The 20,137-nt window shown below is 69.5% G+C and carries 16 protein-coding genes; 4 read left to right on the top strand and 12 right to left on the bottom strand.

Translation table 11 applies throughout. The annotated features are described in order from the left end of the window. Positions 1–7: 7 nt before the first annotated feature. Genes ACKY0W_RS15885 through rfbD form a run of 3 tightly spaced genes read right to left on the bottom strand, consistent with a single transcriptional unit; the run spans position 8 to position 2,848 of the window. The gene (locus ACKY0W_RS15885; protein WP_406758115.1) at positions 8–1,081 is read right to left on the bottom strand and encodes a sugar phosphate nucleotidyltransferase; all 1,074 of its coding nucleotides are present in this window, start codon (positions 1,079–1,081) and stop codon (positions 8–10) included. Continuing rightward, entirely contained in the window at positions 1,078–1,947 is an 870-nt protein-coding gene (locus ACKY0W_RS15890; protein ID WP_409437812.1) for a glycosyltransferase family 2 protein, read from the bottom strand. Before ACKY0W_RS15890 ends, ACKY0W_RS15885 begins: the two co-directional genes overlap by 4 nt. A gap of 28 nt (positions 1,948–1,975) precedes the next feature. Continuing rightward, entirely contained in the window at positions 1,976–2,848 is an 873-nt protein-coding gene (gene rfbD, locus ACKY0W_RS15895) for a dTDP-4-dehydrorhamnose reductase (RefSeq protein WP_409437813.1), read from the bottom strand. A 106-nt stretch (positions 2,849–2,954) separates the two neighbouring features. Here rfbD and ACKY0W_RS15900 point away from each other — a divergent pair, with 106 nt between their 5' ends. From ACKY0W_RS15900 to ctpC, 4 genes are all read left to right on the top strand, one after another. Next, the gene (locus tag ACKY0W_RS15900) at positions 2,955–4,430 is read left to right on the top strand and encodes an LCP family protein (protein WP_409434846.1); all 1,476 of its coding nucleotides are present in this window, start codon (positions 2,955–2,957) and stop codon (positions 4,428–4,430) included. A 10-nt stretch (positions 4,431–4,440) separates the two neighbouring features. Then, the gene (locus ACKY0W_RS15905) at positions 4,441–5,166 is read left to right on the top strand and encodes a TIGR03089 family protein (protein WP_409434847.1); all 726 of its coding nucleotides are present in this window, start codon (positions 4,441–4,443) and stop codon (positions 5,164–5,166) included. A 131-nt stretch (positions 5,167–5,297) separates the two neighbouring features. Then, positions 5,298–5,579 (top strand): DUF1490 family protein, encoded by a 282-nt coding sequence (locus ACKY0W_RS15910; protein ID WP_046284995.1) that lies wholly within the window; start codon positions 5,298–5,300, stop codon positions 5,577–5,579. Positions 5,580–5,609: 30 nt separating this feature from the next. Further along, positions 5,610–7,811, top strand: coding sequence for a manganese-exporting P-type ATPase CtpC (ctpC, locus tag ACKY0W_RS15915; RefSeq protein WP_409434848.1), 2,202 nt, complete (start codon positions 5,610–5,612; stop codon positions 7,809–7,811). Between the two features lie 94 nt (positions 7,812–7,905). On the opposite strand, the gene ACKY0W_RS15920 is transcribed toward ctpC, so the two are convergent. The 9 genes from ACKY0W_RS15920 to pta form a co-directional block, all read right to left on the bottom strand. Further along, entirely contained in the window at positions 7,906–8,517 is a 612-nt protein-coding gene (locus ACKY0W_RS15920) for a cation transporter (protein WP_409437814.1), read from the bottom strand. Between the two features lie 190 nt (positions 8,518–8,707). Further along, positions 8,708–10,708, bottom strand: coding sequence for a serine/threonine-protein kinase PknD (locus ACKY0W_RS15925; RefSeq protein ID WP_409434849.1), 2,001 nt, complete (start codon positions 10,706–10,708; stop codon positions 8,708–8,710). A gap of 84 nt (positions 10,709–10,792) precedes the next feature. After that, complete coding sequence (pstS, locus tag ACKY0W_RS15930; RefSeq protein ID WP_409434850.1) at positions 10,793–11,911, bottom strand: phosphate ABC transporter substrate-binding protein PstS; 1,119 nt, start codon at positions 11,909–11,911, stop codon at positions 10,793–10,795. A gap of 83 nt (positions 11,912–11,994) precedes the next feature. Beyond that, positions 11,995–13,314: an acyltransferase family protein gene (locus ACKY0W_RS15935; protein WP_409434851.1), complete on the bottom strand. Its 1,320-nt coding sequence runs from the start codon at positions 13,312–13,314 to the stop codon at positions 11,995–11,997. 6 nt (positions 13,315–13,320) lie between these two features. After that, a complete protein-coding gene (locus ACKY0W_RS15940) occupies positions 13,321–15,072 on the bottom strand; it encodes a DUF2339 domain-containing protein (protein ID WP_409434852.1) in 1,752 nt (583 codons plus the stop codon). 62 nt (positions 15,073–15,134) lie between these two features. Then, positions 15,135–15,788 carry a response regulator gene (locus ACKY0W_RS15945; protein WP_409434853.1) on the bottom strand — a complete coding sequence of 218 codons (654 nt, stop codon included), beginning with the start codon at positions 15,786–15,788 and terminating at the stop codon, positions 15,135–15,137. Further along, complete coding sequence (macS, locus tag ACKY0W_RS15950; protein ID WP_409434854.1) at positions 15,764–16,888, bottom strand: MacS family sensor histidine kinase; 1,125 nt, start codon at positions 16,886–16,888, stop codon at positions 15,764–15,766. Before macS ends, ACKY0W_RS15945 begins: the two co-directional genes overlap by 25 nt. Continuing rightward, the gene (locus ACKY0W_RS15955; RefSeq protein WP_409434855.1) at positions 16,885–18,039 is read right to left on the bottom strand and encodes an acetate kinase; all 1,155 of its coding nucleotides are present in this window, start codon (positions 18,037–18,039) and stop codon (positions 16,885–16,887) included. The genes macS and ACKY0W_RS15955 overlap by 4 nt, the downstream gene beginning before the upstream one ends. Beyond that, a complete protein-coding gene (pta, locus tag ACKY0W_RS15960) occupies positions 18,036–20,135 on the bottom strand; it encodes a phosphate acetyltransferase (RefSeq protein ID WP_409434856.1) in 2,100 nt (699 codons plus the stop codon). The genes ACKY0W_RS15955 and pta overlap by 4 nt, the downstream gene beginning before the upstream one ends. Positions 20,136–20,137 lie beyond the last annotated feature (2 nt).

Here is a 20,137-nt window from a genome sequence, read left to right on the forward strand (position 1 = left end):
AGCCGGCTCACACGTCCGACGAGTAGCGGATCCCGCAGTCCGGGATCGACACGCCGGGCCATACCCGGGCCCCGCGCAGCAACTCGCAGCGGGCCCCGATGTCGGCGCCGTCGCCGATCACCCCGTCGCGGATCAGCGCCCGCGGCCCGATTCGGGCGCCGAACCCGATGATCGAGCGTTCGATCACGCTGCCGGCCTCCACTTTCACCCCGTCAAAGATCACCGCACCGTCCAGCCGGGCGCCCGGGCCGATCTCGGCGCCCCGCCCCACCACCGTGCCGCCGATCAGGACCGCGCCCGGCGCCACCGAGGCGCCGTCGTGCACCAGGGCCTCACCGCGCTGCCCGCCCAGCGCAGGTGACGGCGCGATGCCGCGCACCAGATCCGCCGAGCCCCGCACGAAGTCCTCCGGGGTGCCCATGTCGCGCCAATAACTGGTGTCCACGTAGCCGCAGACCTTTACACCGTCGGCCAGCAGCGCCGGGAACACCTCGCGTTCCACCGACACCGGGCGCCCCCGCGGGATGCGGTCGATGACCTCCCGGGACAACACGTAACAACCGGCATTGATCTGGTCGGTCGGCGGATCCTCGGTCTTCTCCAGGAACGCGGTGACCCGCCCGTCGCTGGTGGGCACGCAGCCGAAGGCCCGCGGGTCGCCGACGCGCACCAGGTGCAAGGTCGCCTCGGCACCCTGCTCGCGGTGGTAGTCGTGCAGCTCGGTCAGATCGGCCCCGGACAGCACATCACCGTTGAACACCATCGCGGTGTCGTGGCGCAGCTTTCCGGCGACGTTGGCGATGCCGCCGCCGGTGCCCAGCGGCTCTTCCTCGGTCACGTAGTCGATCTGCAGACCCAGTGCGGCTCCGTCGCCGAACTCCTCGGCGAAGACCTCGGGCTTATAGGACGTGCTGAGGATCACGTGTTCGATGCCCGCGGCGGCGATCCGCGACAGCAGGTGAGTCAGGAACGGCAGACCCGCGGTGGGCAGCATCGGCTTGGGCGCCGACAGGGTGAGCGGCCGCAGCCGAGTCCCCTTGCCGCCCACCAGGACGACCGCGTCGACTTGGCTCAGTGTCACGGGTGCCCCTTCGTCAGTTTGCGGCGGGCGTTACGCACCGCCAATTGTGAGCGCACCGCCAACGCGCCCCGCATGCTCCAGCGCAGCGGCGCCCGCCACCAGCCGGGGTGCCGGTCGGCAAGGTAGGTGTAGGTGCTGCGGTGGTGAGCGGCCAGGTTGCGTGCCGGGTCCTTGCCGGTGGCGTGGCCCTTCTGGTGCAGCACCTCGGCCTCGGGCACGTAGACGTTGAGCCAGCCGGCCTTGGCCAGGCGGTCCCCCAGGTCGACGTCCTCCATATAGAGGAAGTAGCGCTCATCGAAGCCGCCGATGGCGTCGAACGCGGCGCGGCGCACCAGAAGGCAGGCGCCCGAGAGCCACCCCACCGCCCGCTCGCTGGGCTCCAGCCGCTCCTGCCGGTAAGCGCGGGTCCACGGATTGTTGGGCCACACCGGGCCGACCACAGCGTGCATCCCGCCGCGGATCAGGCTGGGCAGGTGACGCGCCGAGGGATACACCGAGCCGTCCGGTTCCCGGATCAGCGGGCCCAGCGTCGCCGCCCGGGGCCATCGGGCGGCCGCGTCCAACAGGGCCTCGATGCTGCCCGGACCCCACTGCACGTCGGGGTTGGCCACGATGAGAAATTCGCTGCGTTCGCCGTCCTCGGCGTCGAGCAGCGCCACCCCGGCATTGACCGCTCCGCCGTAGCCCAGGTTGGCCCCGGTATGCAGCAATTGCACGTTGGGATAGCGCTGCGCGGCTTCCTCCGGCGAACCGTCGGTAGATCCGTTGTCGGCCATCACCACCCGCACCGGGCGATCGGTCGCCAGCGACAGCGATGCCAGGAAGCGGTCCAGGTGCCAACCCGGCGAATAGGTCACCGTCACCACCGGTAGCGCCTCACTCACGGCGTAGAGGTTATCTGGCCACAGCGGCGGACAGTGCATCGCTCCACCGGCGCAGCGGTGTCAGGCCGGCGCGCGCCGACTCGGCCCCCGACAACGCGGAGTAGGCGGGCCGGGCGGCCGGGCGCGGATGCGCTGCACTGCTGACCGGCCGCACCCGGTCCGGATCGGCGCCGACGGCGGCGAACACCGCACGGGCCTGTTCGTACCGGCTCGCGGCACCGGCGTTGGCGGCATGCAACACCCGGGCACTCGGCGGTGCGGCCGCCAGCGCCAGCAGCGCATCGACGAGATCGCCGACATAGGTCGGGGATCCGATCTGGTCGTCAACCATCTCCACGCCCGCATCGCCCGCGGCCCGCTCGCGCATCACCGCGACGAAGTCGGAGCCGCCGGCAGCGCCGGTGTAAACCCAGGCGGTACGCACCACCAGGGCATCCGGCGAAGCTGCCAGCACCGCGTTCTCACCAGCCAATTTGGTGCTGCCGTACACCGACAGCGGCCGGGTGGCATCCCCCGGCTCGTACGGGTGGGGCGCGGCGCCGCCGAAGTCACCGTCGAAGACGTAGTCGGTGGAGATGTGGATCAAGCGAGCACCGGCTCGCGCGCTCGCAGCGGCCAGGTGACCCGGTCCCGTGGCGTTGACGGCATGCGCCCGCTCGGCATCCTCCTCGGCGGCGTCCACGTTGGTGTAGGCCGCGCAGTTGATCAGCACGTCACCGGGCCGCAGGTCCACGGCGTCCACCGCGGTGGCATTGGTGATGTCGCATTGGGCCGATGTCAGTGCCAGCACGTCCCGGCCGGTCTCGGCGGCGCGTTTGGCCAGGAAAGTGCCGACTTGGCCGCCGGCGCCGGTGATCACAATCCGCATGACCGTCGAGCTTATGCGGCGGTTCCAGCTTCGCCTCTCCTCCGTCGAGGCTCGCTAAACCACCGGTCTGGCACGCCGCACTCGGCTACCGGCGATACAGCAGTTACGCAAGTAATCTGAAGTGATGCCTGCGCAACGTGTGATTCGTGTGATTGCCACGGTGGCAGCCGTCGCCGTCGTCTTGGGTACCGGAGTGGCCTGGAGCCAAGTCCGGTCGTTCGAGGACGGCATCTTCCACGTCTCGTCGCTAGCCCTGGGCAACGGCGGATCCGATGGCGCGGTCGACATCCTGCTGGTCGGTATGGACAGCCGCACCGACGCCCACGGCAATCCGCTGACCCCCGAAGAGCTGTCCGCACTGCGCGTCGGGGATGACGAAGCCACCAACACCGACACGATCATCCTGGTCCGGATCCCCAACAACGGGAAGTCGGCCACCGCGATCTCGATCCCCCGCGACTCCTACGTGGCGGCGCCCGGCCTGGACAAGACCAAGATCAACGGCGTGTACGGGGCCACCCGGCTGGAGACCGCCGATGCGCTCGTCGCATCCGGAATGGATCCGCTCCAGGCCCAGGCGCGCGGTACCGAGGCCGGCCGAGAGGCCCTGATCAAGACGGTGGCCGACCTGACCGGAGTCACCGTCGACCACTACGCCGAGATCGGACTGCTCGGGTTCGCCCTGATCACCGATGCCCTGGGCGGCGTCGACGTCTGCCTGAAGGAGCCGGTGTACGAAGAGCTCTCCGGCGCGGACTTCCCGGCCGGCTGGCAGCGCCTCGGCGGCGCCCAGGCGCTCAGCTTCGTGCGACAGCGCCACGAACTGCCACACGGCGACCTGGACCGGGTCCGGCGCCAGCAGACGGTGATGGCGTCGCTGGCACACCAGGTGATCTCCGGAAAGACGCTGTCCAGCCCCGGCACCCTGTCGCGGCTGCAGGCGGCGGTACAGCGGTCGGTGGTGCTGTCGGCCGGGTGGGACGTGATCGACTTCGTCACGAAGGCCCAGGACCTGGCCGCGGGCAAGGTGGCGTTCGCCACCATCCCGGTGCTCGAGGAGTCGGGCTGGAGCGACGACGGTATGCAGAGCGTGGTGCGCGTCGACCCCGACCAGGTGGCCGACTGGGTCGCGGGGCTGCTGCACGATCAGGACGAGGGCAAGACCGAACAACTGGCCTACAACCCGGAACAGACCACCGCCAGCGTGCTCAACGACACCGACATCAACGGCCTGGCCGCCGCGGTTTCCGGCGTGCTCAACGCCAAGGGGTTCGGCACCGGAGCCGTGGGAAACAACGAGTCCGGGCATGTGCCCACCAGTCAGGTGCAGGCCGCCTCGGCCGACGACCCCGGCGCACGGGCGGTGGCCAGGGACCTGGGCGGATTGCCGGTGGTGTCCAATGAGTCGCTCCCGACCGGCGCCGTGCGCGTCGTGCTGGCAGGCGACTACACCGGGCCCGGATCCGGCATGGGCTCCGGGGGCGCCAGCGCGCAGGCGGCCGGCATCTCCAGCTACGACGACGGCGAGGCACCCCAAATCCCCGTTGCGTCACCGATTCTGACCGCGGGTTCCAACGATCCCCAGTGCGTGAACTAACGTCGCTGCGGTGACCAACCTCAGCTCGGCGATCCTTGACCCGATCATGCGCGCCGACCCGGTGGGGCCACGGATCACCTATTACGACGACGCCACCGGGGAACGTATCGAGCTGTCCGCGGCGACGCTGGCGAACTGGGCCGCCAAGACCGGCAACCTGTTGCGCGACGAGCTCGGCGCCGCAGCCGGCAGTCGCATCGCGGTGTTGCTGCCAGCGCACTGGCAGACGGCGGCGGTGCTCTTCGGCGCCTGGTGGATCGGGGCCGAGGTGCTGCTGGACGCGCCGGACGGCGATGCCGACGTCGCGCTGTGCACCGCCGACCGGCTCGCCGAGGCCGACGCGGCGGTGGCCGCCACCGGCGGCGAGGTGGTGGTGCTGTCCCTGGATCCGTTCGGCCGGCCCGCCCCGGACCTGCCGGTGGGCGTCACCGACTATGCGACCGCCGTGCGGGTGCACGGCGACCAGATCGACGCCGAGCGAGCGCCCGGCCCCGCCCTGGCCGGATCGTCCGCCGACGATGTGCTGGCATCGTGCGAGAAGTGCGCGGCAGCACTGGGTTTGACGTCGTCGGATCGGGTGTGGTCGACCAATAGCTGGGACAACCCGACCGAGCTGATCGACAACATGTTGACGGTGTTCGCCCTCGGCGGGTCCCTGGTCCAGGTCGCCAACCCCGATCCCGACCTGCAGGAGCGCCGCAGGGCCAGCGAGAAGGTCACCCGAAATCTGAGCTGACGCGATTTCGGCGCGGTTTGTCCCGCTGGGCGGGCGATACCGCGCCGAAATCACCGGTAAACATATGCATAAATGCTTATATGCTGATACGCTTGCCCGCAAGAACTCGCCGTACGAAGAGGAGATGACTTATGGCAGTGCAGGGATTGCTGGTGAAAGCGGCGTCGACGGTGTTCACCGGACTGGTTGGCGTGAGCGCCTATGAGGTGGCACGCCGGGCACTGGCGAAAGCTCCGCTGCACGAGGCAGCGGTGACGGCCACCGAGTGGAGTCTGCGCGGAACCCGCAGGGCCGAAGAGGTCGCCGAGTCGGCGCGACTGAAGGTGGCCGACGTCGTCGCCGAGGCCCGCGAGCGCATCGGCGAGGAGGCCACCCCGCCGGCCGCGGCCGTCGAGCACGACCACGACCACTGACCGACGGCGCCGAGGATGGGGAGCGCAGCGATGATCAGCAGCGCCGTAGCAACCGTGCCCGCCGACGATCAGCTGAGCGTCATTTCCGACGCGGCCGGCCGGATGCGGGTGCAGGTCTCGTGGGTCCGTGGCGACTCCCGGCGTGCGGTGGCCGCCGAGGAGGCCGCCGGCCGGGTCAACGGGGTACGTACCGTGCACGCCTATCCGCGTACCGGCTCGGTCGTGGTCTGGTACTCCCCCAAGCGGAGCGACACCGCGGAGATCCTGGCGGCCATCGCGGCGGCGGCAACCGTCGCAGCCGAGCTGATCCCCGCCCGCACCCCACGCTCGGCCGATATCCGCAACACCGACGTGCTGCGCATGGTGATCGGCGGCGCGGCGCTGGCGGTGCTGGGGGTGCGCCGCTACGTCTTCGCCCGGCCGCCGCTGCTGGGGCCCAGCGGTCAACTCGTCGCGACCGGCGCCACGGTCTTCATGGGTTACCCCTTCCTGCGGGGCGCACTGCGCTCGATCCGGTCCGGCAGGGCCGGCACCGACGCACTGGTGACCGCCGCGACCGTGGCCAGCCTGGTGCTCCGGGAGAACGTGGTCGCACTGACCGTGCTCTGGTTGCTCAATATCGGTGAGTACCTGCAGGATCTGACGCTACGCCGCACCCGCCGCGCCATCTCGGATCTCTTGCGCGGCAACCAGGACACCGCATGGATCCGGCTGGCCGACGGTACTGAAGTGCAGGTGCCGATCGACACGGTGCAGATCGGCGACGAGGTGATCATCCACGACCACGTGGCGATCCCGGTCGACGGCGAAGTCGTCGACGGGGAGGCCATCGTCGACCAGTCCGCGATCACCGGCGAGACGCTGCCGGTCAGCGTGATCGCCGGGGCGAGGGTGCACGCCGGTTCCGTGGTGGTGCGCGGCCGGGTGGTGGTCCGGGCCACCGCGGTGGGAAACCAGACCGTGATCGGCCGCATCATCAGCCGCGTCGAGGAGGCACAGCACGACCGGGCACCGATTCAGACCGTCGGCGAGAACTTCTCACGGCGCTTCGTGCCGGCCTCGTTCATCCTGTCGGCGATCACCTTGGTGCTCACCGGCGATGTCCGTCGGGCAATGACGATGCTGCTGATCGCCTGCCCCTGCGCGGTGGGACTGGCCACGCCGACCGCGATCAGCGCGGCGATCGGCAACGGTGCGCGGCGCGGCATCCTGATCAAGGGCGGCTCGCATCTGGAGCAGGCCGGCCGGGTGGACGCTATCGTGTTCGACAAGACCGGCACGTTGACGGTGGGCCGCCCGGTGGTGACCAATATCGTTGCCATACACAAGGATTGGCAGCCCGAACAGGTGCTCGCCTATGCCGCCAGCTCGGAGTTGCACTCGCGTCACCCGCTGGCCGAAGCGGTGATCCGCTCCACCGAGGAACGCCACATCAGCATCCCGCCGCACGAGGAATGCGAAGTCCTGGTGGGGCTGGGCATCCGCACCTGGGCCGACGGCCGCACCCTGCTGCTGGGCAGCCCGAACCTGCTGCGCTCGGAGAAGGTCCGTATCTCCAAGAAGGCGGCCGACTGGGTCGCCAAGCTGCGCGCACAGGCCGAGACCCCGCTGCTGCTGGCGGTCGACGGCACCCTGGTCGGGTTGATCAGTCTGCGCGACGAGGTGCGCCCAGAGTCGCGCGAGGTGCTTGAGGCGTTGCGCGCCAAAGGTGTTCGCCGCATCGTCATGCTCACGGGCGATCACCCGGAGACCGCGGCAGCGGTGGCGACCGAACTCGGCATCGACGAATGGCGAGCCGAGGTGCTGCCGGAGGACAAGCTGCAGGTGGTACGCGGACTGCAGGACGAAGGCTATGTGGTGGGCATGGTCGGTGACGGCGTCAACGACGCACCGGCATTGGCCGCCGCGGATATCGGGATCGCGATGGGTCTGGCCGGTACCGACGTTGCGGTGGAGACCGCCGATGTCGCCCTGGCCAACGACGACCTGCGCCGACTGCTCGACGTCCGGGACCTGGGCGGACGTGCTGTCGAGGTGATCCGGCAGAACTACGGCATGTCGATCGCGGTCAACGCCGTCGGCCTGTTGATCGGCGCCGGCGGAGCGCTGTCACCGGTGCTCGCGGCGATCCTGCACAATGCGTCGTCGGTGGCCGTGGTCGCCAACAGCTCACGGTTGATTCGCTACCGGCTGGGCTCCGAAGCGTTGGCGTCCGACCCCGCGGTGCCGTAATCTGGCTCCCGTCCCGACTGTTCCTGTCGAGCACCACCACCAGCTCCAGGGCAGTCGGGACTTTGCGTCGGTAGACGCACCGCCTCAGCGGCGTTCAGCAGCCGCAGCCTTCGCCGCGCCAGGAACGGAAGCCCTGCCACACCGAAACGGCGGCCACCCCCAGACCGATCAGCGGGTCCAGCCACCAACCGCCGGTCCACTGCGCGGTGAGGGTCAGACCGACCAGCACCGCGGCGGCCTGGATCGCACACAGATAGTTCTGCACTCCCTCACCGACGGTCGCCGCCGAGCCGAGCCGCGTGCCGAGCCGTCGCTGGGCCCGACCCAGCACCGGCATCACCAGAACGGCCGCGGCGGTGACCGCGATGCCGATGGCGCTGCCTTCACTGCGGTGGTCGCCGAAGAGGTGGCGTACCGATTCCGCGGCGATATAGGGGGCGTTGATCCAGAACGAGATCGCCACGCCGATCTGAGCGCGCCGCTCGGCCGTCTCGGACAGGGTGCGGGCACCGGTGAATCGCCAGATCACCACGGCCCCGGCCATCGCCTCAGGAATGGCTCCCAGTGCCCAGCCGGTCAGGGCGATCGAACCGGCGGCCAGGCCCTGCCACAGACCCACCACGCCTTCGATTCCCACCAGGACCAGGCTGACCCAGGCAAGCCGTCGAGCCCAGGTCGCTGCGCGGTGCCAGCCCCCATCGCGCACGACCCGAACGCCATGGGCATGCCCGGAGTGATCGTGATCGTGGTCGTGGTGTCCGATGGTCGTGCCCGGGGCGTCGGTCACCGGATCGGTGACGGCCGCTGCGGGGCCCACGACGCTACTGTCCACGCAAAAAATGTTACCTGGCGTTTCGGTGAGGCAGCCGTCACAGCACCGGCGCCTCAGGCGGTCCTCAGCTGTCCGCGTCCACCTTGACGACGCGGTCGTTGCCGCGGTCGGCGACGTAGACATTGCCGTGTTTGTCGACCGCAACGTCCAACGGAGCGTTGAGGCCGGTGAACGGCAGCACTACCGGGATCGCGGCGCCGGCTGCCAATTTCACCACCTTGTTGCGGTTGTGCTCGGTGACGTAGACGTCGCCGGCCTCGTCCACCGCGATACCCCACGGCGCGATGATCCCGGTGAAGGGCAGCACCACCTGCTCGCCCGAGGCTGCCACCAGCTTGAGCACCCGGTTGTTGCCGGTGTCGGTGACGTAGACATTGCCGGCGGAGTCCACCGCCACCCCATCGGGCTTGTTGAGGCCGACGAACGGCACCGTGGTCTGGGTGTTGGTGGCGGTGTCCAGCCGCAGCACCACGTCGTTGCCGCGGTCGGCGACATAGACGTTGCCGCCGTCGGCATCCACCGCCACCCCGTCGGGGTCGTCCAGGCCGACGAACGGCAGCACCGTGTGAGTGTCGGCTTCCGCCCCGACCTTGACCACCCGGTCGTTGACATCGGAGAAGTACACGTTGCCGATGTTGTCGACCACCACGCCGCGCGGCTGATACTGGTCGCTGAAGGGCACCACCGTCGAGGCAGTCGAGTCGGCGGCCAGGCGCACCACCCGCCCGTGCATGCCCTCACTGGTGACGTAGACATTGCCGTCGCCGTCCAACGCCACCCCACCCGGTGAGAGCCGGTAGCCCAGGTCGGTGAACGGCAATACGTCCTGTGGGGGTGCCGCGACCGGCGTCGCCGACGAGGGCTCCGACACCAGGTGCGTAATACCGGCGACGACGGTGACCGCGGCGATCGCACCGGCCGCCACCAGCACCGGCTTGCGGGGCAACCGCCACCGCCGGGACGGAGTGGGCATCGCCGAGATCGGAGTCTGCAGATCGTTACGCAGCAGGGGCGACATCGGGAACGGAGCCGGGGGCGGTCCGCCCAGACCGGTGCCCAATGCCGTAGCCAATCCGATGTCCGACGGCGCCCATCCTGCTCGGCTCACGCCGGCCGGCAGAGCAGTGCTGCCCCGCCTCTCGGGCCGGGGCTCGGGTTCCAGGCCGCCGGGCAGGTGCAGTGCGGGCTCGCCGCGCCGCAGGAACCGGAGCACCTGGTGGCGTTCGGGCTCGGTCAGCGCCTGGTAGGCAGCGGCGGCGAGCTCACCGGCGCTACTGTAGCGCTCCTCGGGTTTGCGAGCCAGCCCGCGGGCCAGCACCGTGTCGATGGCCGCCGGAACCCGCCCCGGGCGCAGCTTGCTCGGCTGCGGTGGCTCGGCGGTGCGACGTTCCTCGATCGCCTCGTCGACGCTGTCGGCTGAGAACGGGGGCACCCCACTGAGCGCCTCGGCCAACACAGCGGCCAGCGAGTAGATGTCGGCCAGGTGCGTGACCTGCTCGCCGGTCAGACGCTCGGGAGCCATGTAGGTGAGGGTGCCGACGGACGGTTTGGCCCGGGCGCCCGGTTCGGCGATCGCCGCGGCCACCCCGAAGTCCATCAGATACGCCAGATCGTCCTGAGTGACCAAGATGTTGTCGGGTTTGACGTCACGATGGACGACATAGGCATTGTGTGCCGCGTCCAGGGCCGCGGCGACCTGCCGCACGATGGCCACCGCGCGCGGCGGGCTCAGCGGACCTCCGTCGGCCAAGACGGTGGCCAGATTCGTGCCGTCGATCAGGCCCGTCTCCAGGTAGAGCACCTCGTCGATCTCGCCGTAGGCGCGGATCGGCACCACATGCGGCTCGGTCAGCTGACCGGCGGCTTCGGCCTCGTCCTCCAGCCGGCTGCGAAACGCCTCGTCGGCGGAGAGCGACTCAGAGAGAAGCTTCAGCGCCACCGTCTCGTCGTTGCGGGTGTCCTCGGCCCGGTAGACATCACCCACGACTCCGTGGCCGAGCAACCGCCCCAATTGATAGGGGCCGAATCGCGACCCGGTCCGCGAACCCGGCTCGGGATTGTTCACCGACGACGCTCCCTTCGACCACAGTGCCGCGCACTGCGGCGAAAGATTGGCTACCAGACTAACCGGCGCCGACGCCGTAAACGGTCACGAGATCGCGTTGACCGTAGTCAGGAGCCTGGATTTGAAGGACGCCGGCAGTGGAATGAAGCCGTACTGGTCCAGCCCGTCCTGGCCTGGACCGATCGCAGCCTGCAGGAACGCCTTGACCGCCGTGCCGGTGGCGGCGTCGGGGTATTTCGAGCAGACCGTCTGGTAGGTCGCCGACACGATCGGATAGGCACCGTGTTCGGCGGGCCGATAGAGCGACGCCGTATCCAGCACCAGGTCGTTGTTCGGGTTCGCGTCGGACACGAATTTCGCCCCAGCGATCGTCTTGCCGACCGATTCGGTGGAGATCGCCACCGGTGCCGAGCCACCCGCGGTGCTGATCTGCGCCATGGGCAGCTGCCTGCCGACCGCGAACGACCATTCGTTGTACGTGATGGATCCGTCGGTGCTCTGCAGCGCCGCCGCGACACCGTTGTTGCCGGTGGCGGCCTCGCCGATGCCGCCGTTGAACATGTCGCCGCCGCCGGCGAACCACCCGCCGTCAGAGGCGACCTCGAGGTATTTCTGGAAACTGGCGGTGCTCGGCGACCGGTCGCTGCGATACACCACATGGATGGGCAGCGCGGGCAGCGCAACACCGGCGTTGAGCGCCTTGATCGCGGGATTGTCCCAGCTCCCGATGGTGCCGTTGAAGATCTTCGCCAGGGTGGGCCCATCCAGGCTGAGGCTGTTCACCCCGTTGAGGTGATAGGTGACGGCGATCGGGCCGAACACCACCGGCAGGTCCCAGGCCGGCGAACCGCACCGCTCCGCGGCCCGTTCCGGCTGCGTCTTGGTGGGGTCCAGCGCTACCTCGGAGCCGGCCAGGTCGATCTCGTTGGCGATGAAGTCATCGACTCCGGCGGAGGAACCGTTGGCGTTGTAGTCCAGCCCCCGTCCGGGGCAGGCCCGGGAATAGGCGTAAGCGAACTGTTCGATCGCCCGTGCCTGGGCGGTCGAGCCGCCGGCATGCAGTGCCTGCTTGCCCCCGCAGTCCACGCCCGCCGCCGGGTCCTCGGCGGACCCCAGTTGGGCAGAGTCGTCGCCACAGGCCGAAACCGTCAGTGCGCCAACAACCAGCAAGGCCGGCAGCACGGTCGATCGGCCGAATTTCACAGGACGAAACTGTACCGCGACGCGCCGCGAGCGGGCCTGGTACCGCCGGATGCGATCGGGGCCGGCCCTCCCCCGCTGCCCGGTCAGTAGCCGGACGGGGTCTTGGACGCTGGCGTGCTGACCCTAGAGACCAGCAGCCGCGCACCGGTCAGCGCGGCCAGCATGACCGCGACGCAGATCAGTCCGTCGTCTTTGAGGCCCCACTTGACCGCGACCAATGTTGCGGCGCCGGCCGCCATGAGCAGCAGGCCCGCGGCGGTGCCACGGCCCGGCCCCGCCGAGATCCGGCCGTCCCAACCGGGCAGCGGGTTGTTCTCCAGTGGCCGCAACACCATGAACAACAGCGCCACCACGGCGGCCACGATGATCAACTGCGCGACGCTGACGGCAACGAAATGCGGCAGACCCGGGTAGCGGGCCCAGCCCAGTTGGTCGAAGAGCAGGTGCACACCCAGCAGCACCGGGATATGCCACAGGTACAGCGTCATGGCCCCGGAGTTTCCGACCGCGGTCAGCCACCACACCCGGGGCCGCTGCGCCCATCGGGTGATCGCCGGCGCGACGCAGATCGCCAGCGCGCTCATCGCGATCGCGTGCCCGGCCAGCAGCAGCGACGGCGGGCTGGTGTTGGACAACTGGTGGTCACCGGTGCCCACCATGCTCAGTTGGTAGGGCCCGAACCGAACCAGCGCGACATCGATCGCCACCATGATTACCGCGATTGCCAGCGCCGCGCGCCGCCGCAGCAGTGCGCGCCGGTAGCCGACACCGAACATCGCCGGGATGAGCCAGACGGCGAGGTTGAGATAGCCGACCGGCGCCAGCGCCGGGTGTTGCAGTCGCAGTACGTCGACGACCGCGATCGCTGCGTAGACCACGGCGACACCGACGAAAAGCGTTCCGGTGGTGGTGATCCGGTACAGCAGCGGCATCGCGGCCAGCACCAGCACGTAGGCGCCGAGAAACCACAGCAGCTGAATGCTGACGCCGGCAACCGGTTCGTAGACGTGTTGCGGCAGCACCGGGCGCAGCACCGCCAGGGCGGCGGCCCAGAACCCCAGGTAGAAGAAGACCGGCCGGAACAATCGGGTGCAGCGTTTCATCAGCCAGCCGCCCCACTGTTCGCCGGGCCGCCACGTGGTCAGGCAGGCGGCGGCGCCGGCGAAGAAGAACAGCGGCATGATCTGGAACACCCAGGTCAAGCCCGCCAGCGCGGGCGAGGCCGTCAGGAGGTTGTCCCAGATCAGCACACCGTCGCGGATGACGCTGGTGGCCATCACGGTGTGGCCGATGACGACGCCGAGCAGCGCGGTGATGCGCATGACGTCCAGGGCGCGATCGCGCCCGGCGGGCGTGGCCGCGGCCAGCTCGGTGGGGTCGGGGAAGCCCAGCAGGGTTGTCATCGCCGGTTACCTCTCGTCCTGCTGCGCCAGGCTGCGGGCGTAGCCGGTGCCCATCGCCAGCAGCAGCAGGCCCGCGACGATGAACGCCGCGACCCGGAACATGCCGTCGAGGGTGTCCAGATCGAACAGGAACAGCTTTGCGGTGGCGGCGCCGGTGAGCGCCAGGCCAGCGGTGATCGCCCAGGTGCGGGCCTCGCGGTCAGCCAAGCGCAACGCGTAGCGCAGCAGCCCGGCCGCCATCGCGATCCAGCAGAGGGTGGCCGTCATGTGGCCTGCCAAGAACCCGCCTTCGGTACCACCGATCGCGACGCCGGCGGTGACGGTGAACGCGGTGACGGCGTAGCCGATCGACGCCCCGCCGGCCACCGCCAGGATCGGCGCATTCGCCGGACTCGCCCCGTCGGCGCCGGCGTATGCGCGGGCCATGACGACCACCAGCGCGATCAGCAGCAGGCTGGCGATCAGCGTGGCCACCGTGTCTGCGGTCGGCATCGCCGTCGCGGTGATCAGGGTGTCCGGCGCCGCGTGGCCGAGGTAGACGACCGCGCCGGCGAATCCGAATCCCGCTGCGACCCAACGGGCCACATCGCTGCGTGGTCCGGCGGCCGCGACGACGACGGCCATGGCCAGCAGCACCGGGGCCAGCACCGAGCCGTGCACAGCCGTGGTCACCGCGATCAGTGCGGCGACCGCGGACAGCGCCGAAAAGACCTGCACGGCGACCGGCGGCAGTGCCCGATGTGCAAGGACGATCGCGAGCATGACGACCGACAGTGCCGCCGCCAGTACGGTGGCCGGCACCGTGTCGAGCGCGGCGCCGGCCACCAAAACCGGGAGGGTTCCGGCGGCGGTCAGCAGCGCGAGTGCACCCGGCCGGGTGCTGGTGGGCAGCACCAACAGCCCACTGACCACGGCCAGCACCGCGCCCACGGCGCTGGCGCCGCCGACCAGCCACCGGTGGTCATCGCCACTGACTGCGACCAGCGCCACCAGCAGGGGCAACGTCGCGGCTGCGATGCGGGCGGCGAACATCGCCGTCCAGTCCTTGCCCAGCTGCACCGGCAAGGCCGCCGCCGACAGCGCTAGCAGGAAACCGATCAACAGCAGGTCGACGTCGCCGGTGATGATCGGGGCCAGACCGATCAGCGGGACCAGCACCAGCACCCCGAGGTGTTCGGAGTCCCAGCGCCGCGCCAGTAGCAGGCCGACGCCGCCGACCGTTGCCGCGACCACCAACCCGACGGCCGCCGGCACCCATTGGTAGTAGGCGGTGACCGCAATGACGTCCAGATAGGCCGCGGCAATCCCGGTGGCGGCCAACGCAATAGAGCCGGTCCGTCCGCCCGGTCGGCTGCGCAGCCGGCGCGCCGCACCGACCAGCACGGCCGAGAGCGCGAAGCCACCGGCCACCCGGATCTGCGGACGCAGAATGCCGGCCTGGGCGGCCAGCACCAGCAGCAGCACCACGCCGACCAACGTCACCGCGACACCCGCGACGGCCAGCACCTTGCCGATCCAGCTCGAGTCACCCACTGCGGTAGCAGATTTCTGTTTTGCCGCCGCCTCTCCAGACGCTGGGTTCACCGGCATGGCCGCTGGAGCCGCCGGCTCCATCGGTACGGGTGGCAACACCGGGGCAGGCGCGGTGTGCAGTTGCCGATCCAGGTCGGCGAGTTCAGTCGAGACCCGGTAGAGCTGCCAGGACAAGGCGTGGCATTCCGCGGTAAGCCGGTGCAGCACGGCATGTGGTTCGGTCACGCAGGCAACGATGCCGCATCGGGGGCGGCAATCGGATGAGTAGGACTACTCGACTTCGCCGGTCAGCTGTCCAGGCCGTGTTCGATCGCGTAGCGGGTCAGCTCCACCCGGTTGGCGACCTGTAACTTGCGGAATGTCGCCTGGACATGGTTTTCCACGGTGCGGTGGCTCAGGCAGAGCCGCTCGGCAATCTGCTTGGCGGACAGGCCCTTGGCCACGTGACGCAGCACCTCGGTCTCCCGCTCGGTCAGTGCTGGAGTGGCGGGCCCGGCGTCGGGGCTGCGTTCCAGGCGCCGGTATTCGCCCAGCACCAGCCCGGCCAGTCCCGGAGTGAACACCGCGCGGCCGGCTGCGGTGGCGTGCACCGCATCGGTCAATTCCTCCCGCGAGGCACTTTTGACCAGATAGCCGATCGCGCCGGCTTTGACCGCCTGCAGCACGTCCTCACGTTCGTCGGAGGCCGACAACACCAGCACCCGCGATGCCGGGGAGACCTCGAGCACCGCGGAGGTCGCGGCGACTCCGTCGCCGTCTGCCAGCCGCATATCCATCAGCACCACGTCGGGTTTCACCGCTGCGGCCCGGCGGCGCGCCGCGTCCACCCCCTCGGCGGTGGCGACCACGATGAAGCCGGAATCGGCCAGGTCGCGGGCAACGGCGTCGCGCCAGATCGGATGGTCGTCGACCACCATCACCGTCGGATGGACAGTTCCCATTCGGTTCCCTCCCCGACCTCGGTGTGCAAGACCGCGCTGCCACCCAGTGCGGCCAATCGGTCGACGATCGACTTCGATACTCCGACGTGGCCCTGGCGAGCGGCCTCTTCCAACCGGCCGGCGGCGATGCCCACGCCGTCGTCGCGCACGCTGACGGTCACCGTCTCACCCAGGTCTTCGCAGAGCACGAAGGCACGGGCATGCGCACCGGCGTGGGCCCGCACGTTGTCCAGGGCATTGCCGACGGCGGCATCGAGTTCGGCGGCCGCGCGTTGTTCCAGCAGCACCGGTGTGCCGGGCAGGCTCAGCGACACCCGATCGTCCGCGCGGCGGCTCAGCAGTGCCCGAAGATCGGTGGCGCCGACGTCCGTGGTGAAGTCCGCGGAACTCACCAGCCGGCGCAGCGCACGTTCCTGCTCGCCGGCCAGCTCAGCTAACTCGGCTGTGGCGCCACCGATTTCGCGCCCCTTTCGAGTGACCAGTGCCAGCACCTGGATGACGCCGTCGTGGACGTGTCGGGAAAGCCGCTCGCGCTCCTCGGTGGCGGCGGCCAGCCGGGTTGCCCGCTGCAGGTCGTCGTGGGCTCGCCGCGCCGTCTGCGCTGCCATGCCGACCGCCAGGCCGAGGGCCAGCTCGACGATCATGGTGGCGTTGCGGCCGAAGTTGAGGCTCACGTAGCCCTTGACGAAGGCGCTGGCCGCGGTGACCACGGCCGCAGTCGCCATGCCGCCGGTCGAACCGAACTGCAGGGCAGCCGAAATGGTGGCGTTGCTGGCCCACAGTGTCGTCGGCCAGGTCTGATTGTCGAGTTCCCACTGTCGGGAGGCGACCACCTCGGTGGAGAGCATGAGGGCTACAACAACGACGATCTCGGCGATCACCCACGCCGGGCGACGGGCGAAGCCGCGCAGATAGCCGACCGCGCAGAGGCCACTGAAACCGATCAGGACCGCGAACAGTGCCCAGGCCAGCCCGGGCCGGCGCAGGTCGTCGTTGATCGCAAGCTGAAATCCCAGCGCGTACAGGCAACTCAGCAGTCGGAACACCTGCGCGGCCCGCCAGAGCGGGGCCACCGGGTCCAGATCGCGGGCGAGGCTCACACGAACTGCCAGGCAGCCCTGGCTATCGCCAGCTCTTCGTTGGTGGGAATCACCAAGACGGTGGTGGGTGATCCGTCGGTTGAGATGATCCGGGCGCCCTTGCCGGCGCGGTTGCGTGCGGGGTCCACCACGATGCCCAGCCCGTCCAGGCCGGCCAGCGCGTCCTCGCGCACGCTGGGCGCGTTCTCCCCCACCCCGGCCGTGAAGGCGATGGCGTCGACCCGGCCCAGCACCGCCAGGTAGGCGCCCACGTATTTGCGCAGTCGGTGAATGTAGACGTCGTAGGCCAGCCCGGCGGCCTCGCCGAGCGCGCCGCCGGCCTCCCGCTGCTCCAGCAGCTCCCGAAAGTCGTTGACCCCGCACAGACCTTTGAGACCGGAGCGGCGGTTCAACAGCTCGTCGAGCTCGTCGACGCCCATCTCAGCGGTGCGGTTGAGATGGAAAAGCACGCCCGGGTCGACGTCACCGCTGCGGGTCCCCATCACCAGGCCCTCCAGCGGGGTCAGTCCCATCGAGGTCTCGACGGCCACCCCGCCGCGCACCGCCGAGGCCGAGGCGCCGTTGCCCAGGTGCAGCACGATGATGTTCAGCTCGCCGGGGTCGCGGCCCAGCACGGCGGCGACTTCACCGGCGACGTATTCGTGTGAGGTGCCGTGGAATCCGTAGCGGCGGATACCGTATCGGGTTGCGACGTCGTGGTCGATGGCATAGCTGGCGGCGGCCGCCGGCAAGGAGTGGAAGAAGCCGGTGTCGAACACCGCCACATGCGGTACGTCGGGAAAGTCGTGGCGAGCCACTTCGATCCCGATCACGTTGGCCGGATTGTGCAACGGGGCGAGCTCGGCCAGCCGCGCCACCTCCGCCACCACCTCATCGGTGATCAGGGTGGGTGTGTGGAACAGGTTGCCCCCGTGCACCACCCGGTGCCCCACGGCACGGACGGCGGCCAGGTCGATGCCGGAGTCGACGAGCTGCCGATGGATCAGCCGCAGCCCGGCGGCGTGGTCGGCCACCGGACTGTCCGCCTCGCCGATCTGCTCCACCAGTCCGGACAGCAGCGCGGTCCCGGCCACCGGGTCGACCAACTGGAATTTGATCGACGACGAGCCGGAGTTGAGCACCAGCACCAGACCGGACGCGGTGTCGGTCACGGAGCCACCCCCTGCGCCTGGATCGCGGTGATGGCGACGGTGTAGACGATGTCGTCGACCAGCGCACCACGGGACAAGTCGTTGACGGGCTTGGCCAGTCCCTGCAGCACCGGGCCGATCGCGATCGCACCGGCGCTGCGCTGCACCGCCTTGTAGGTGTTGTTGCCGGTGTTGAGGTCCGGGAAAACCAGCACGGTGGCTCGTCCCGCGACCGGCGAGTCCGGCATCTTGGCCGCGGCCACTCCTTCGTCGACCGCGGCGTCATATTGGATGGGGCCGTCGGCGAGCAGATCGGGGCGGCGCTCGTGTACCAATTGCGTTGCGGCACGGACTTTGTCCACGCCCGCGCCGGAACCGGATTCGCCGGTCGAGTAGGACAGCAGTGCGACTCGGGGTTCGATTCCGAATGCCGCCGCGGTGGCCGCCGAGGAGATCGCGATGTCGGCGAGTTGGTCGACGGTCGGATCGGGCACCACCGCGCAGTCCCCGTAGGCCAGCACCCGGTCGGACAGGCACATCAGGAACACACTGGACACCGTGGACACCCCCGGCGCGGTCCGGATGATCTCGAACGCCGGCCGGATCGTGTGGGCCGTGGTGTGCACGGCGCCCGACACCATCCCGTCGGCGATCCCGGAGTGCACCATCATGGTGCCGAAATAGGAGATGTCGCGCATGATCTCGCGGGCACGGTCTTCGGTCACGCCTTTGTGCGCACGCAACCGGGTGTATTCGGCGCCGAAGGTATCGCGCAGGTCACTGGTCTCGGGGTCGATCACCCGCGCCGCGTCCAGGTCCACGCCCAGCTCGGCACCGCGCTGGCGCACCGCGCCTTCCACACCGAGCAGGGTCAGATCCACGATTCCGCGGGACAGTAACCGTCCGGCCGCCAACAAGATCCGGTCATCAGTTGCTTCCGGCAGCACGATGTGGCGACGGTCGGCCCGGGCCCGTTCCAGCAGCCGATACTCGAACATCTGCGGGGTGATCACGGTGGACGCCGGCACCCGGATCCGCTCGGCCAGCTCGGCGCCGTCGATGTGCGCGGCGACCAGGGCAAGGGCGGTGTCGATCTTGCGCAATGCACCGACGGTGATCCTCGAGCCGGTGTGCGACACCTTTTCGGCGGTGTCGTAGGTGCGGTGACTGGTGGCGATCAACGGCAGCGTGGGCCGCAGTCCCTTCACCAATTTGTCGATCGCCGGGTGTGGCAGCAGACCACCGTTGAGAATGATGCCCGCCAGCGATGGGAAGCCCTGTGCTTCATGGGCGTTCACCAGCGCCAGCAGCACGTCGGAGCGGTCGGCCGGCACGATCACCACCTGGCCCTCGGACAGCCGATCGAGAATGTTCTCAGCGGTCATGCCACCGACCATGACGCTGAGCGCTTCGCGGCGCAGCAATTCCGGGTCGCCGCTGTAGACGGTGCCCTCCAGCGCAGTGCAGAGTTCGGCCATCGTCGGGGCCGACAGCAACGCAACCTCGGGAAGCGCGAACGCCGGAATGTCGGCGCCGGCCAGGCGTACCGAGATCGCCTGGGTGACATCGGCCAGCCGGTCCGGGTCGCAACGGTTGGCGATCACCGCTGCCGGATGGGCGTGTACCGCGGCCACTTCGGCCAGGCAACGCTCGGTGATCTCCGCGACGGCCTCCGCGTCGCGGTTGTGCCCGTTGACCGCCAGCACCAGTGGCGCGCCGAGGTTCACCGCGACCCGGGCGTTGAAGCTCAACTCACTCGGGTTGACGACGTCGGTGTAGTCGCTGCCGACTACCAGCACGGTGTCGCAGTGCCGGGCGACTTCGTGGAACCGCGCGACGATCTCCCCCAGCGCCGCCTCCCGGTCGGCGAAGACGTCCTGGTACGTCACGCCACGGCAGGCACCGTGGTCGTCAATGGTGGCGGTGGCATGCGCGAGCAGCAGTTCGAGTTGCCCGTCCGGCTCGTCCAACGACCGCACGACCGGGCGGAACACGCCGACCCGCGTCGACGACGCGGCCAGAAGGTGCAGCAGGCCCAGCGCGAGCACGGACTTGCCCGTGCCGCCCTCGGCGGCAGCGAGGTAGATGCTCGACGTGCCGGCGTTACCTTCTGGCATCG

The sequence above is a fragment of the Mycobacterium sp. SMC-14 genome (genome assembly GCF_046250075.1).
Lineage (GTDB): Bacteria > Actinomycetota > Actinomycetes > Mycobacteriales > Mycobacteriaceae > Mycobacterium.